Consider the following 13,943-nt stretch of genomic DNA (forward strand, 5'->3'; position numbering starts at 1 on the left):
TTCACCAGCCGTGACTACACGCGCCTGGTGCGCAGTTACGGCCTGAAACAGGAATTCATCACACCGCACTGCCCGCAGCAGAACGGGATGGTGGAGCGCGTGATCCGGACGCTTAAGGAGCAGTGCGCGCATCGACACCGGTTTGAGAGCCAAGTCCATGCCCTGCGGATCATTGGCGACTGGATTGGCTTCTACAACCAACAGCGCCCACATCAGGCGCTGAAGATGATGACCCCAGACGCGGCTCATGCCGCCACATTAACCGCATGACCTGAGCAGAAAACGGTGGGTTATTACAGTTGTTGTCAGCTCGGCGGCGCCTCCTCTGACGCGGAGTAGTTCCAGCGATCGTGGTGCGCTTCACTCGATGTCCCTTTCCCCCAGTCCAATGCCATGCTAACCCTGTTACGCCCGCCCGCCTTGGTTCGGTAAAGCGCCTAATCGGCGCGCGCGATCAACTCGGCCAGCAGCGGCTGGTCACTCCCCGGCAGCGCCTCACCCAGCGCGGCGCCGATGCTCACCGTTACATTGATGCGGGTATCGCCGATCTCGATGGTCGTGGCGGCCCTCCCCACCAAAGCGCGCGAACAGGTCGCGCTCGCGCAGCGCCTCCCGGCAGCGCTTGGCGACTATCTTCAGCACCTCATCGCCCGCAGGGTGGCCGTGGCTGTCGTTGATCTTCTTGAGATCGTCGACGTCGACCATCAGCACGGCCACCAAATGACCGGTGGCTTCCCCTGCGGCGATGATCTGCGCCGAGCGTTCTTCAAAGTGGCGCCGGTTGGGAGGGATGCAGCGCTCTGCCAGGAGCTAAAATCGGAGAGAACGGCGTGTTCGGGCGCGACACCAAGAGTTCAGGTTGGAAGAGCATCGACATTCCCGCTAACGGAAATAAACCACATGAAACCCTTCACTACGATTGATTGTCTGGCTGATGGATCGCTCTACCTTCCAGCGCAGCTTGAGGGGCTGGATTCTTTCGTTCAACTTGATTTGTTGCGTGGGGCGGAAGTAACGCGTTGCTGCATTCCTGCTACTCAGTGCTCGGACCTTGCGTGGTGGGCCTGCCTGGAGTTCAGTTCTGGGTACTCACTTGAAATTACTTCATCGAGCACTCTGGTTCGTGGCTGGGATGAGTACGGGACGATCAATCTTGCTTTGGCACCAAGTGCCGTCAGCGATGGGAATCAGGTTGGCCTCTCAGAACTGGTGGGCTTTGTGGTAGGCCAGATCAGCATCCTTCGGTGGCAACGGGATGGCATCCTTGTCGATGCGGGAATAGAGTTCCGTTCAAAGGACGGCGGAGAGGTATTCAGTGCAGTAGCTGTCGACATTCCGGGTGCCTTTTCGATGTCGTTTCCTCGTGGCGCCCCCAAAAATTGGCAGTTCCCTGCGGACGAGTACGCGCGGGTAGATATATGAATGCGTAGGTCGTAGGTTCGATTCCTATTTCCGGCACCAGTTCAGCAGAAAGCCCCGGCGTTGGTCGGGGCTTTTTGTTTGGGGTGCCTTCGGAACTGATTGATAAGGAGGGTGTTCCTTCCTGGGCCGAGCTAACGGTGCTCAAGCAGTCCACAGTCGCGGACAATTCGCATCCAGTGCGGAACAACTGGGGTGAACCCCTTGGATGCTGCCGGGAGTCAAAGACCATCGCTACCGGTATGACGCCCGCAACCGGCTGACCAATGTGCGCGACGGAGCGGGCAACACGCTTATCGGTCTCAGCTACGACCCGCAGGGCAACCTGAAGCTGAAGAACGGCCTCAACCATAGTGTTGACTATGGCAACCGGCTGCGTGAAGTCAGCGGCAAGGAGAGCTATCGCTATGATGCGCTGGGGCGTCGCATCGTGGCTTCCGCCCCTGGAACCGGCGTCATTCTTTCGCAATACGCCCAGGACGAACGGCTGCTGTTCCAGAGGGATGGACGCAAGGGCCTGGGGCGGGAGTACGTCCATCTGGCGGGCAGCCTGATCGCTCGCCGCGATTACACGCCGTCCAGCGCGAACATCACCTATCTGCACACCGATGCGCTCGGCAGTCCGGTTGCCAGCACCAATCAATCCGGCCAGGTGATCGAGCGTACCCACTACGAGCCGTACGGTGCGCCGATAGGCAAAGTGGTGGATGGGCCGGGCTATACTGGGCATGTGATGGACGGCGAGACCGGGCTGAGCTACATGCAGCAACGGTACATGGATCCGCAGTTGGGGGTGTTCCTTTCGGTGGATCCGGTGACGGCTCACGAGAATCCTGTCGGAATGTTCAATCGCTATCGTTATGCTGCGAGCAACCCTTACAGGTTCACGGACCCTGACGGCCGCTGCTATACAAGCACGGGGGCGTGCATGACGGAGGCTGAGTTTGAACAGGCGTGGAAAGGGGAGCCAAGTTGGGTCCTGAACACGATAGGAAGCCCGTTGGGGACTGTCGCAGACGCCTTGAATGGCGATTTCAAGGGCATGATTGTGGGCGCGGTGATGTCCCGTGCCCCGGGTGGAAAGAGCGGGGTCAAGGCGGCAGGCTTCTTTGTCCGATTTGGAAAGGGGCGCAGAGAGCGCTGAGTCGCTTGCAGCTCAAGCCGTCAAGGCGGAGAAAGCCGGGTTTCCGCATGGGGTTTCGGTCAAAGCGCAGTAGAGGGTGAGTGCGGCTGATAAAGTCAAACACCGGGTTGCCGATCAGGCGAAACCCGCCACCCAGGCCTGATAGTTGGCGCGCATGCTCTCGAACAGATTCTCCAGGTCATCCGGCTGGAAGCCGCCGGTGTAGCCGTCGTCGTCGAGATGGTGGGGCGAGGCGCCGATGATGACCATGCGCTCGAACAGATCCGGTCGCGCCACCGAGGCGGCTGCGCCGATCATGCCGCTCATCGAATGCCCGATGTAGGTGCAGTTGCACAGGTCGAGCTCGTCGATGATGTCGAGCAGGTCGTCGGCGTAGCCGAACAGCGAGCCGTGCCGCTCGGTGTCATAAGCGTCAGCGCCCAATGGCCCGCAGCCGGCAAGATCAAAGGAGATCACGTCATAGCGTGCCTCGAACCAGGGCCGCAGTGCGGTCCAGGCGCTCTGGTCGGTGCCGAAGCCATGCGAGAGGATGGCGACGTCTTTTCCATTGCCGCTGCGGCGGCCGTTGAAGCTGCTGAAGCTGTTCAAGCACATCTGCCCATCGCGTCGCACAAGGGCCCGATGGTAGGGGAGAGGCGGGGGCGGGGTCTATCGGATGGTGCCGACGGGCCTATAATCGCCTCACATATTCCGCAGATCCAAGAGCACGGAGGCTCGACGCCATGTCCATTGCCGCAATCCCCGACGTTTCGCTGGTCGACAACAGTGAGCAGCGCACGCCGCTGATCCTGGTACTGGACTGCTCCGGCAGCATGGGCGGCGGCCCGATCGAACAGTTGAACGCAGGCCTGAAGCTGCTCGAGCAGGAATTGAAGGCCGACGTGATCGCGGCCAAGCGCGTGCGCGTGCTGCTGGTGGAGTACGGCGGCATGGACAACGCTGCGATCAGTGGCGACTGGTGCGATGCAATGGATTTCGCCGCGCCGCAGCTTGTGGCCAATGGCACCACGCCGACCGGCGCTGCCGTGGAGCTGGCGCTGCAGGAGATCGAGGACGAGAAGTCCCGCTTCCGGCAGGCGGGCGTGGCGTACACGCGGCCCTGGCTGTTCCTGATGTCCGATGGCCAGCCCACCGATGCGTGGGAAGAGGTGGCCGCGCAGTGCCGCGATGCGGAGCAGCAGAACAAGGTGGCGGTGTTCCCCATTGCCGTGGGCGACGCCGATATGGGGGTGCTTGGCCAGTTCAGCCGCAATGGCGAGCGCGGTGTGAAGCGCCTGCAGGGGCTGCAGTTCAAGGAACTGTTCCTGTGGCTCAGCGCGAGCATGCGCGTGGTGTCCAACTCGACGCCCGGCGGCCAGGTGCAGCTGCCGGCGACGGACAGCTGGTCGCAAGTACCGGTCTGACCATGTCCTGGCGCGTGATGGCCGCATCGGCCACGGGGCGTTCCCATCTCGATCGCGGGCAACCCTGCCAGGATGCCTTCGCATCGGCATGCGTGCGCGGGATGGTGGTGGCGGTGGTCTGCGATGGCGCGGGCTCGGCGGCGCACAGCGACGTCGGCGCGCGGCATTTTTCCGCCCGCGTGGTCGAGGCGGTGTGCCGGGCGCCGACGCTGGGCGATGAACCGCTGGCGATGACGGTGGATGTACTGCGGGCGATGCTGGAAGCCGCTGTGGACGACGCGCGCGAACAGCTGGCGGCAGTGGCGGCGGCGCAGCGGCTGACGCTCTCCGATCACGCCTGCACGCTGGTGGGGGCCATCGCCACTGCGCGCGGCGGCTGGTTCTTCCACGTCGGCGATGGCGTGGCGGCCTGCGCCTTCAATGGCGGCATGGCCGATGCGGTCTCGCTGCCGGCCAATGGCGAATACGCCAATGAGACCTGGTTCGTGACCGGTGCGAACTGGCGCGAGCAGTTGCGGCTGACCCGCTTCGAGGGCGATGTGCAGGCGCTGGTGCTGATGTCCGACGGCGTGCAGCCGTTTGCGATGACGCGCGCAGGGGACAGCCTGTTCCCGCCCTTCATTGCACCAGTACTCCGCTATCTCGCCGGCGTGGACAGCGAACACGGCAGCGACGCGTTGCACGCGACGCTGGCGGACCCGCGGACCGACCAGATCACCGGCGACGACAAGACGTTGCTCGTGGCGCTGCCGGCCTGAGCCGATGCCGACGCGCAGCGGCGACACGATTTACGACCAGCGCGGCACACCGCTGACGCTGGGGCGGCTGCTCAAAAGCGGTGGCGCCGGCAGCGTGTTCCTGCTGAAGGAGCGGCCGCAGGAAGTGGCCAAGCTGTACCACTCCAGCAAGGATGCGCCGGTGTACGAGCGCAAGCTGCGCGCGATGCTGGAGTTGCAGCCGGAATTGCCGGCGGTGGAAGAGAACGGTCAGCGGCTGGTGCAGATCGCCTGGCCGGTGAGCCTGCTGCGCGACCGCGCGCGGCAGTTCATAGGGTTCACCATGCCGATTCTGGACGTGTCGGCCACCAGCGACCTGGAGCATGTCCTGCAGGAACGCCAGGCGCGCGCGGAAGGCCTGCCGACCGGGCTTGGCGCGAAAATGACCCTGGCCGCCAATCTGGCGGCAATGCTGGCAACGCTGCACCGCCGCCAGCACTATGTCGTGGACCTCAAGCCGCTCAACGTGCGGTTCTACCGCGAGACGCTGTACATCGCGATGCTCGATTGCGATGGCTTCAGCATCCAGGGCAAGGGCGAGCGGTTTCCGGCCGGGCAGGTCACACCGGACTACCTGGCGGCCGAGTTCCAGCAGCGGGGCGTGAGCGCCGGTGCCGAAGAGGCGCAGGATCGCTTCGCGCTCGCGGTGATGGTGTTCCAGCTGCTCAACTCGGGGTTGCACCCCTATGCGGGGCGGCCCAAGGGGGCGGCGCTGCCCAGCGACCTGCCAGGGCGGATCGCCGCGAACCTGTACCCATACGGGCGCAAGGCGCATGCGCAGATGCTGCCGTCGCCGGTAAGCGGCCATGAGGCGTTTCCGGCAGCGTTGCGCGAGCTGTTCGACCGCGCGTTCTCGACCGAGGCGCGCCGCCGGCCGACGGCGCAGGAATGGGCCACGCTGCTGCTGGACTACGCGCGGCGCAGTGCAGGGCACCTGGTGAAATGCAGCCGGGATGCCGCGCATCAGCATTTCGCCGGCATGCCGTGCGCGGCTTGCGCACGTGCGGCGCTGCTGGCCGGTAGTGCGCGCGCGGCCAAGGCGAAGTCGCGGCGCAAAGACGGCAACGGTGGCAAGCGGCGGCAACCCGCCCGCCGCCCGACGGGTCACGTCGCTGCGGCTCCGAGGGCACCGCTCGGACACACGGCGCCGGCAGGTCAGGCTGGCACGGCCAGCACGCTGCCCGGCATCGGTACGCGGGCCGCGATGGCGGTGATCGGCACGCTGCTGCTGGGCTGGGTAATGGGGTGGGGCATGCCGGCCTTCCGGCGCTATGCGGACCTGGCGGTGCCGGCGATGGCCGACGGCCTGCCGCTGGGGATACATCTGGTCATGCTGGGCATCGCGATCCTGGCCTTCGTCCTGTTCGTGCCGGTGCTGATCCTGAGCAGACGGCCATGAAGGTCGTCGCGATCCTGATCATCGCTGTGGTGGTCTTCATCGGGCTGTCGCCGTTCTGGGGCTGGACGGGCGCGCTGGTGTACGGGGCCATCGCCTGGGTGGGCAACCTGCTGGCCACCGGCCCGCTCGGCGACAGCCGCGCGGCGTTCCGCACGGCGGTGCTGCTGGGCGGCACGGTGTCGGTGCTGTCGTTCCTGCGCGTGGCGTGGCAGGACCGCGCGTTGAGCTATCTGCTCGCCGGCGGTGGTCTGGGCTTCGTGTTCTTCCTGATCTTCTTTGTCACCGGCCTGTCGCCGGAACGGGCCGCCCGCAACGCCGCGCCGGTGGAACGGGCCGAGGACGCGCCGGAACAGCATGGCCGCGTGCCGCACTGGTACTCGCGCGCCCACTTCGAACGCGAGATGGTGGCCAAGGTGCAGGAGACCGCACGGGCCGCGGCGCGCGGTGATCGCCAGGGCGCCGATGCGCTGCTTGAGGAGCTGCACCGTTGGGCGCGCAACCCGCCCCGGGTGGCGGAGGATGCGGCCGCCTATGAGCGCCTGCGGCTGGCCTACAACGACACCGTGGAGGCGCTGGGCAAGCTGAACGTCGGCGGTCGGGATGCGCGCGGACGACGCGTGCCGGCCCCGGCCCCGGATCCGGCCTCCGCCGAGCAGATCCAGACGCTGGAAGCGCGGCAGGTGGAACTGCTGGAACAGATGTGGGACCAGTCTGCGTCGAACATCAACGTGCCGCTGCGGTTGATGGCGATCGATCTCAGGACGCTGGCGGTATCGCGGTGGTTGGGCCGTGACGCGGCCGTCGATGCCGAGTCCGATGCCGCGATGGAGCGACGGTTGTGGCGGGTCCATGCGCTGCAGGAGGTGCTGTTCGCCTATGCGCCGATGGACCGGCGGCTGTGGGAAGCCTACGCGGCAACGGTGGTGGACAAGGACGAAGAGCTGTCGCTGGGCGCGCTGGTGATCGCCGGCATGCTCGAAGGGCGCGAGCGCATGGTCGGCGCCGATGCCGGCGCATTCGACGTGAACACGCTGATGCTGGGCAGCGATGTCTTGACCATGTCCACGCTGGCCGGGAGCGGGTCGTCGACCCGACGGGACATTCTGGCGTCGCGTGCGGCCTTGTTGATCGGGACGCCCGCCGCCGATCCCGCGCGTGCACAGGGGCCGGATGCGGTGCCGCGCGCCGAGCGGGTGATCGAGGTGCCGACCGGGCGCACGCCGCGTCACGACGTGCATGCCGAGCGGGCGATGCCGCCGGCTGGATTATTGATCGAGCGTACGGGACTGGCACTGCGGCCGCCGCCCGAACCGCCGGCGCCGATGCCGCGCCGCGATCGTGGCGAGGTGCAGGTTGATCTGGCCGCCGCCGGATTCAAGGTGACGCCACCAGGCATCCCGTTGCGCCCGCCGGGTATCGTCACGGACACGCGTGCGGTGCTGGTGCTCGATGTCTGGGAGGACGGGCAGGTGACGTCGGTCTTGATCGAGACCGGCAGCGGCAGCCCGGACCTGGACCAGGCGGCGCGACATGGCGCGCGCGACTGGCGAAGCGCCACCAAGGTGCCCAAGGGCGGCGAGCGCAGGCGCGTCGAGGTCGTGTTCAAGGCGCCTGCCGCGGTCCAGGCGTCACCTCCCGGGGAGGATGTCGCGCCGTTCCCGGTCGGTACCACGCCGCCGCCGCCGCAGTTGAATCCGGCGCAGTCGCTCGGGGCGCAGCTGTCGGCGCAGGCGCGCCGCCATCCGCCGCGCTATCCCGCGATGCAGGGGGGCGAACGGCCCGAGGGACGGGTCGTGGTGGTGCTCAGGATGTCCGCCGGCGGGCGGGTGCTGGACGCGCGCGTAGCCGAGAGCAGTGGCCACCCCGAGCTCGACCGCGCGGCGTTGGAGGCCGCGCGCGGCTGGCATGTGACCCCGACGCGGACCGTGACGGACGTGGAGGAGATCACGCTGCGCATCCCGGTGACCTTCAACGCGGGAATCTGAGCGGCCCGGGCACGCGCTTCCGCGCTATCGTGGCAGGGGCCCACTCACCGAGCTCCCGATGAAGATCGCCGTTTTCAGCGCACGCCCCTACGACCGCCAGTCCCTGGATGCCGCCAACGTGCGCGACGATGCGCGGGCGGCCTTTGAGTTTCTGTATTTCGACGCGGTGCTGGATGCACACACGGTGGCGCTTGCGCAGGACTGCGAAGCGGTCTGCGTGTTCGTCAACGATCGTCTGGATGCGGCGGTACTGGAGGCGCTGCATGCCCAGGGCGTGCGCGCGCTGCTGCTGCGCTGCGCGGGATTCAACAACGTCGATGTGGCTGCGGCGCAGCGGCTGGGCCTGTTCGTGGCGCGCGTGCCGGCGTATTCCCCTGAGGCGGTGGCCGAACACACGCTGGCGCTGGTCATGACGCTCAATCGCCAGACGCATCGCGCGTACAACCGTGTGCGCGACGGCAATTTCATGCTCGATGGCCTGCTTGGCCGCACGTTGCATGGCAAAACGGTGGGTATCGTCGGCACCGGGCAGATCGGCCTGGCCACCGCGCGGATCTTCCACGGCATGGGGTGCACGGTGCTGGGCCACGACCCGTGTCCGTCCACCGCCTTCGAGGCGATCGGTGCGTCCGTGGCGCTGGAGGTGCTGCTGGCGCGCTCGGACATCGTGTCACTGCATTGCCCGCTGACGCCGCAGACCCATCATCTGATCGACACGGCCGCGCTGGCGGCGATGAAGCCTGGTGCGATGCTGGTCAACACCTCGCGCGGCGGGCTGGTCGATACCCACGCGGTGATCAATGCGCTGAAGTCGCGCCATCTCGGCCACTTGGCCATTGACGTATACGAGCAGGAAAGCGCGCTTTTCTTCCAGGATCGCTCCGGTGAGATCATTGACGATGAGGTGTTCCAGCGCCTGATGACCTTCCCGAACGTATTGGTGACCGGCCATCAGGGCTTCTTCACCGCCGAGGCGCTGCAGGAGATCGCGCAGATCACGCTGCGCAATCTGGGACATTTCGCGGCAGGCACGCCATGCCCGAACGCGGTTCCGCCGCCTGCCGGATAGCCCCGCAGAACGCACGCGGCCGCTCCAGTGACGGAGCGGCCGCGTGCGTCGGGACAACGGGTGCCTGTGCGTCAGGCGTCAGGGCGAGTCCTGCAGCAACTGCTTGGCGATCAGGTCTGCGGTGAAACGCGAGCCGGCCGGCGTGAGGTGCACGATATCCAGGTAGAACGTCTCACCACTCTTGGAGTCGGAGCGGGTCAGGCAGCCATCCTCGTTGCACAGCACCTCGGTCAGCGAGATGTACTCCACGCCGGTCTGCTTGGCGAGATCGCGCAGGAGCACTTCGGCCGTGGCGGTGCGGTAATCGGCCCCACCGGCAGCGGCATCCTGGCCCATGCCGTACTTGGTGTAATCCAGTCGCGGCGGCGGGGTGGCATGCAGCGGGTCATCGCGCCAGAGATTGAACACGATCCGCGACGGGGTGTCCTTCCAGGACGGCGGCGGCCCCAGCATGACCACGCGGCGCACACCAAGCGCCTTCAGGCGGGCGAGCGTGGCAGGCAGATTGGCCTTGTCATACTCATGCCACATGGCCGCCATCAGCACGGTGTCGGGCTTGAGCCGCGCGATCGACGCCAAGGCCCAGTCGTTGTTGTAGGTGCAGGCCGGATTGGGACCTGCGAAACCGGCCATCGGCGGACACGCCGACGAGGTGAACTGCGCCAGGCGCATCTTCCCGCTGCGCTGCTGCAGACCACGAATGCCGGTGTACAGCGATGCCGCAGACGAGTCACCCCACAGCACCCAGAGCGGCTGGGTGCCTTGATCCACGCATTCGGGCGCGTACTTGTCTGCGTTCTCGCCCATCTCCATGAAGCAGATGTGGTTGCGCAGGCCGGCGCGATACGCCTCCAGGTCGTACTCGGTGGCGCGCTGGATGATTTCCGGATAGCGCGACGGATACCCGGCGTTCTTCCAGGTCTTGTAGCCGAGGACGCCGATGATGGCCATGCCCACCAGCAGGGCGGCGACCTTGAGGCCGCCGCGCCGCGAGGAGCGCAGCGGCCGCTCGACCAGGCGCCAGGTGAGCCAGGCGAGGACAACGCTGGCCAGCAGCAGGCCGGCGCGGTCCAGCGTGCTCAGGTCGCCGTAGGCATTGCGGGCCAGCGTGAGCAGCGGCCAGTGCCAGAGATACAGCGGGTAGCTGATCAGGCCGATCCACACGAAGGGCCGGCTGGAGAGTATCCAGCGCGCTACCGGGGTGGACGGACCCGCGCCGATCAGCAGTGCGGTGCCCAAGGTCGGCAGCAGGGCGCGCACGCCCGGGAACGGCATGGTCGACCGGATGCTCAGCATCGCGATCACGAGCAGGGCCACGCCCACCCATGCAGCGCAGGCACGCACCCGCGCCGCGGTCTCGGCCGGCATCGCCACGCCGGAACGGCTCAGGCGGGCCGCCCACCACGTCCGCTCACGGGCACCCTGCGCCGAACTCCAGTGCGCCAGCATGCCGCCGATCATCAGTTCCCAGGCCCGCGACAGAGGGGAGTAGAACGCGGCGTTCGGATTGCCGTTCTGATAGTGCAGGTTCACCAGGAAGGAGGCGACGGCGGTGGCAATAATGACCGGCATCAGCGGCAGGCGCATCCGCCAGGCCGCCCACAGCAGCAGCGGCCAGGCCAGGTAGAACTGCTCTTCGATGCCCAGCGACCACAGATGCAGCAGCGGCTTGCTGGCCGACGCGATGTCGAAGTAGCCCGCTTCGCTCCAGAGCACGAGGTTGGCGATGAACCCGGCGCCCCCGGCGGTCTGCTTGCCGAGATGGGCCAGGTCCTCGGCCAGCATGGTCTTCCAGCCGAACGCGAAGCAGGCTGCCAGGACCAGCAGCAGGGCCGGGAAGATGCGGCGCACGCGACGGGCGTAGAAGTCGCCGATGCTGAAGCGGGACTGGTCCAGCCCATCCAGGATCACCCGGGTGATCAGGAAGCCGGAAATGACGAAGAAGACATCGACGCCGACGAAACCGCCGGGCAGGAGTGTCGGAAATGCGTGATACAGCAGCACGCCCACGACTGCGATCGCGCGCAGGCCGTCGATGTCTGCGCGGTATGGTCCATGCGCGTTGGCAGCAACGGAGGTTGCTGCATCCTGGTGGTGCATCGGGGTCCCCTGTTAACAAAGCGTCAAGATTGTAGCCGGGAGTCGGCGGAAGAATCGACTCCGTTCATAGGGGGCTGGACAACGTGTCTATACCTGAACGGAGTGGAGGTGCCGGCCCCCGATCCGGGCGCCCTGCGCGCGGTGCGACAACGTGTCGCAGCCCAAAACAGGGCTTTTCTGCGCTGGATCATTGTCAATGCCTTTCTTAAATGGTGCGTGACGGCCTAAAATTAGAGGGCTGACAAGAACGTCCCTGTGCCCGTCCCCCTGGACCGGCACAACCGGCTTTGGCCGGGGTGGGGCGGGCCTGACCTGCATTCCCTACGCAATTGGATCGACCGATGATTCCGTTGAAACCCCTTGGACGCTTTTTGCGTCCGGGCCTGCTGTTTGCGTTGTCCGTGTTCCTCACGGGCTGCAACTCGGCCATCCTCAACCCCAAGGGCCAGATCGGCCACGATGAGAAGACGCTGCTGATCACGGCTACCGTGCTGATGCTGCTGGTCGTCGTGCCGGTCATCGTCATGACCCTGGCCTTCGCGTGGAAGTACCGTGCGTCCAACACCAAGGCCCGCTATGAGCCGAAGTGGTCGCACTCCACCGCGATCGAAGTGGTGGTGTGGTCGATTCCGTGCATGATCGTGCTGGTGCTGGCGGTCCTTACCTGGCGTTCCTCGCACGCGCTGGATCCGTACCGTCCTCTTGTTTCCGACAAGAAGCCGGTGGTGATCGAGGCCATTTCGCTGGATTGGAAGTGGCTGTTCATCTATCCGGAAGAGAAGATCGCCACGGTCAACGAGATCACCTTCCCGGTCGATACCCCGCTGAACTTCAAGATCACGTCCGATTCGGTGATGAATGCATTCTTCATCCCGCACCTGGGCAGCATGATCTACTCGATGACGGCGATGGAGACCAAACTCCATCTGATCGCCAACGAGACCGGCGAATTCCCGGGCATGTCCTCGCACTACAGCGGCGCGGGCTTCAGCAAGATGCATTTCAGTGCCCACTCGGTGACCGACGCGCAGTATCAGGCGTGGCTGACCAAGGTGCGTGCCGAGCGTGGCAGCCTGGACAAGGCCGCGTTCAACGTGCTGGGCGCCGAGAAGAACCACGACTGGCACCCGGTGACCTACTACGGCACCGTCGAGGCTGGCCTGTTCGACTGGGTGATCGCCAAGCACATGGGCGACAACCAGCACTACGGCATGAAGCACGACCACAAGGCCATGAAGCATGACGGCGCCGAGGGCGAAAGCCACGAAGGCCACGCCATGCCGGGCATGGCCGAGGGTCATGACGCTGCCGACGCGCACGCCGGCCATGCGGCCGGCGCCGCCGACGCGCATGCCGAACACACTGCAGACGAGCACGCCGCCGCCGGTCACACCGGCCACGGCGGCTCGGGAGAATGAGCATGAATCTGTTGGGTAAACTGACATTTGCCGACATCCCGCACGACCCGATCATCATCACCACGCTGATCGGCGCGGGCATCGGTGGCCTGCTGCTGCTGGCCCTGATCACCAAGTTCAAGTTGTGGGGCTATCTCTGGAAAGAGTGGTTCACCTCGGTCGACCACAAGAAGATCGGCGTGATGTATCTCGTTGTCGCCTTCGTCATGCTGCTGCGCGGCTTTGCCGACGCGATCATGATGCGTGTGCAGCAGGCGATGGCGGCCGGCGGTGCCGAGGGCGTTCTGCCGCCGCATCACTACGACCAGATCTTCACCGCCCACGGCGTGATCATGATCTTCTTCGTGGCGATGCCGCTGATCACCGGCCTGATGAACGTCGTGGTGCCGCTGCAGATCGGCGCACGCGACGTCGCCTTCCCGTTCGTCAACTCGCTCAGCTTCTGGCTGTTCGTGGCGGGCGCGGGCCTGGTGATGATCTCGCTGGGCGTGGGTGAGTTCGCGCAGACCGGTTGGCTGGCCTTCCCGCCGTTGTCGGGCAAGGAATACAGTCCAGGGGTGGGTGTCGATTACTACATCTGGGGCCTGCAGGTCGCCGGCCTGGGTACCACGCTGAGCGGCATCAACTTCTTCATTACCATCCTGAAGATGCGCACCCCCGGCATGAAGCTGATGCAGATGCCGGTGTTCACCTGGACCGCGCTGGTCACCAACGTGCTGATCATCGCCGCCTTCCCGGTGCTGACCATCACCCTGGTGCTGCTGACCCTGGACCGTTACCTGGGCACGCACTTCTTCACCAATGACGGTGGCGGCAACGCCATGCTGTACATCAACCTGATCTGGATCTGGGGTCACCCGGAAGTCTATATTCTGGTTCTGCCGGCATTCGGCGTGTTCTCCGAAGTCATCGCCACGTTCTCGCGCAAGGCGCTGTTCGGCTACAAGGGCATGGTCTACGCGACGGCGTGCATCGGCGTCCTGTCGTTCATCGTGTGGCTGCACCACTTCTTCACGATGGGCTCGGGTGCCAACGTCAATGCCTTCTTCGGCATTACGACGATGATCATCTCCATTCCCACCGGCGTGAAGATCTTCAACTGGCTGTTCACCATGTTCCGCGGTCGCGTGCAGTTCACGACCCCGGTGCTGTGGACCATCGGCTTCATGGTCACCTTCACCATCGGCGGCATGACCGGCGTGATGCTGGCGATCCCGGCCCTCGACTTCG

The 13,943-nt window shown here is 65.5% G+C and carries 12 protein-coding genes; 9 read left to right on the plus strand and 3 right to left on the minus strand.

The annotated features are described in order from the left end of the window. On the plus strand, positions 1-270 hold a 270-nt coding region (locus ACPEH8_RS00005), incomplete at its 5' end, for a transposase (RefSeq protein WP_423665669.1). 225 nt (positions 271-495) lie between these two features. Here ACPEH8_RS00005 and ACPEH8_RS00010 read toward each other — a convergent pair. Then, the gene (locus tag ACPEH8_RS00010; RefSeq protein ID WP_423666140.1) at positions 496-807 is read right to left on the minus strand and encodes a GGDEF domain-containing protein; all 312 of its coding nucleotides are present in this window, start codon (positions 805-807) and stop codon (positions 496-498) included. 820 nt (positions 808-1,627) lie between these two features. Between ACPEH8_RS00010 and ACPEH8_RS00015 the strand changes: the two genes are divergently transcribed. After that, positions 1,628-2,563 (plus strand): RHS repeat domain-containing protein, encoded by a 936-nt coding sequence (locus tag ACPEH8_RS00015; protein WP_423665671.1) that lies wholly within the window; start codon positions 1,628-1,630, stop codon positions 2,561-2,563. Between the two features lie 114 nt (positions 2,564-2,677). Here the strand turns inward: ACPEH8_RS00015 and ACPEH8_RS00020 are convergent, their stop codons facing one another. Beyond that, positions 2,678-3,151, minus strand: coding sequence for an alpha/beta fold hydrolase (locus ACPEH8_RS00020; RefSeq protein WP_423665673.1), 474 nt, complete (start codon positions 3,149-3,151; stop codon positions 2,678-2,680). Between the two features lie 134 nt (positions 3,152-3,285). On the opposite strand from ACPEH8_RS00020, the gene ACPEH8_RS00025 reads away from it, so the two are divergent. From ACPEH8_RS00025 to ACPEH8_RS00045, 5 genes are read left to right on the plus strand one after another with little or no spacing between them, the layout of a single operon-like run. Next, complete coding sequence (locus ACPEH8_RS00025) at positions 3,286-3,966, plus strand: vWA domain-containing protein (protein ID WP_423665675.1); 681 nt, start codon at positions 3,286-3,288, stop codon at positions 3,964-3,966. 2 nt (positions 3,967-3,968) lie between these two features. Beyond that, positions 3,969-4,724 (plus strand): PP2C family serine/threonine-protein phosphatase, encoded by a 756-nt coding sequence (locus ACPEH8_RS00030; protein WP_411850327.1) that lies wholly within the window; start codon positions 3,969-3,971, stop codon positions 4,722-4,724. A gap of 4 nt (positions 4,725-4,728) precedes the next feature. Further along, positions 4,729-6,141: a hypothetical protein gene (locus tag ACPEH8_RS00035; RefSeq protein ID WP_423665677.1), complete on the plus strand. Its 1,413-nt coding sequence runs from the start codon at positions 4,729-4,731 to the stop codon at positions 6,139-6,141. Next, complete coding sequence (locus ACPEH8_RS00040) at positions 6,138-8,126, plus strand: TonB family protein (protein ID WP_423665679.1); 1,989 nt, start codon at positions 6,138-6,140, stop codon at positions 8,124-8,126. Before ACPEH8_RS00035 ends, ACPEH8_RS00040 begins: the two co-directional genes overlap by 4 nt. A gap of 58 nt (positions 8,127-8,184) precedes the next feature. Continuing rightward, positions 8,185-9,195 carry a 2-hydroxyacid dehydrogenase gene (locus ACPEH8_RS00045; RefSeq protein ID WP_153164475.1) on the plus strand — a complete coding sequence of 337 codons (1,011 nt, stop codon included), beginning with the start codon at positions 8,185-8,187 and terminating at the stop codon, positions 9,193-9,195. A 78-nt stretch (positions 9,196-9,273) separates the two neighbouring features. Here the strand turns inward: ACPEH8_RS00045 and ACPEH8_RS00050 are convergent, their stop codons facing one another. After that, positions 9,274-11,295 (minus strand): acyltransferase family protein, encoded by a 2,022-nt coding sequence (locus tag ACPEH8_RS00050; RefSeq protein ID WP_423665681.1) that lies wholly within the window; start codon positions 11,293-11,295, stop codon positions 9,274-9,276. 341 nt (positions 11,296-11,636) lie between these two features. Here ACPEH8_RS00050 and cyoA point away from each other — a divergent pair, with 341 nt between their 5' ends. Together cyoA and ACPEH8_RS00060 are read left to right on the plus strand one after the other, a co-directional pair. Beyond that, the gene (cyoA, locus tag ACPEH8_RS00055; RefSeq protein WP_166472753.1) at positions 11,637-12,713 is read left to right on the plus strand and encodes a ubiquinol oxidase subunit II; all 1,077 of its coding nucleotides are present in this window, start codon (positions 11,637-11,639) and stop codon (positions 12,711-12,713) included. An 8-nt stretch (positions 12,714-12,721) separates the two neighbouring features. Then, the coding region (locus ACPEH8_RS00060) for a cbb3-type cytochrome c oxidase subunit I (RefSeq protein WP_423666142.1) at positions 12,722-13,943 on the plus strand (1,222 nt) is incomplete at its 3' end.

It is taken from the genome of Stenotrophomonas sp. NPDC077461 (assembly GCF_049545475.1).
Taxonomy (GTDB): Bacteria; Pseudomonadota; Gammaproteobacteria; order Xanthomonadales; family Xanthomonadaceae; genus Stenotrophomonas; species Stenotrophomonas nematodicola.

Coding starts and splice junctions, on each gene's coding strand:
- ACPEH8_RS00015 (WP_423665671.1), top strand. CDS start 1,628: ATGCTGCCGGGAGTCAAAGACCATCGCTACCGGTATGACGCCCGCAAC.
- ACPEH8_RS00025 (WP_423665675.1), top strand. CDS start 3,286: ATGTCCATTGCCGCAATCCCCGACGTTTCGCTGGTCGACAACAGTGAG.
- ACPEH8_RS00030 (WP_411850327.1), top strand. CDS start 3,969: ATGTCCTGGCGCGTGATGGCCGCATCGGCCACGGGGCGTTCCCATCTC.
- ACPEH8_RS00035 (WP_423665677.1), top strand. CDS start 4,729: ATGCCGACGCGCAGCGGCGACACGATTTACGACCAGCGCGGCACACCG.
- ACPEH8_RS00040 (WP_423665679.1), top strand. CDS start 6,138: ATGAAGGTCGTCGCGATCCTGATCATCGCTGTGGTGGTCTTCATCGGG.
- ACPEH8_RS00045 (WP_153164475.1), top strand. CDS start 8,185: ATGAAGATCGCCGTTTTCAGCGCACGCCCCTACGACCGCCAGTCCCTG.
- ACPEH8_RS00050 (WP_423665681.1), bottom strand. CDS start 11,295: ATGCACCACCAGGATGCAGCAACCTCCGTTGCTGCCAACGCGCATGGA.
- cyoA (WP_166472753.1), top strand. CDS start 11,637: ATGATTCCGTTGAAACCCCTTGGACGCTTTTTGCGTCCGGGCCTGCTG.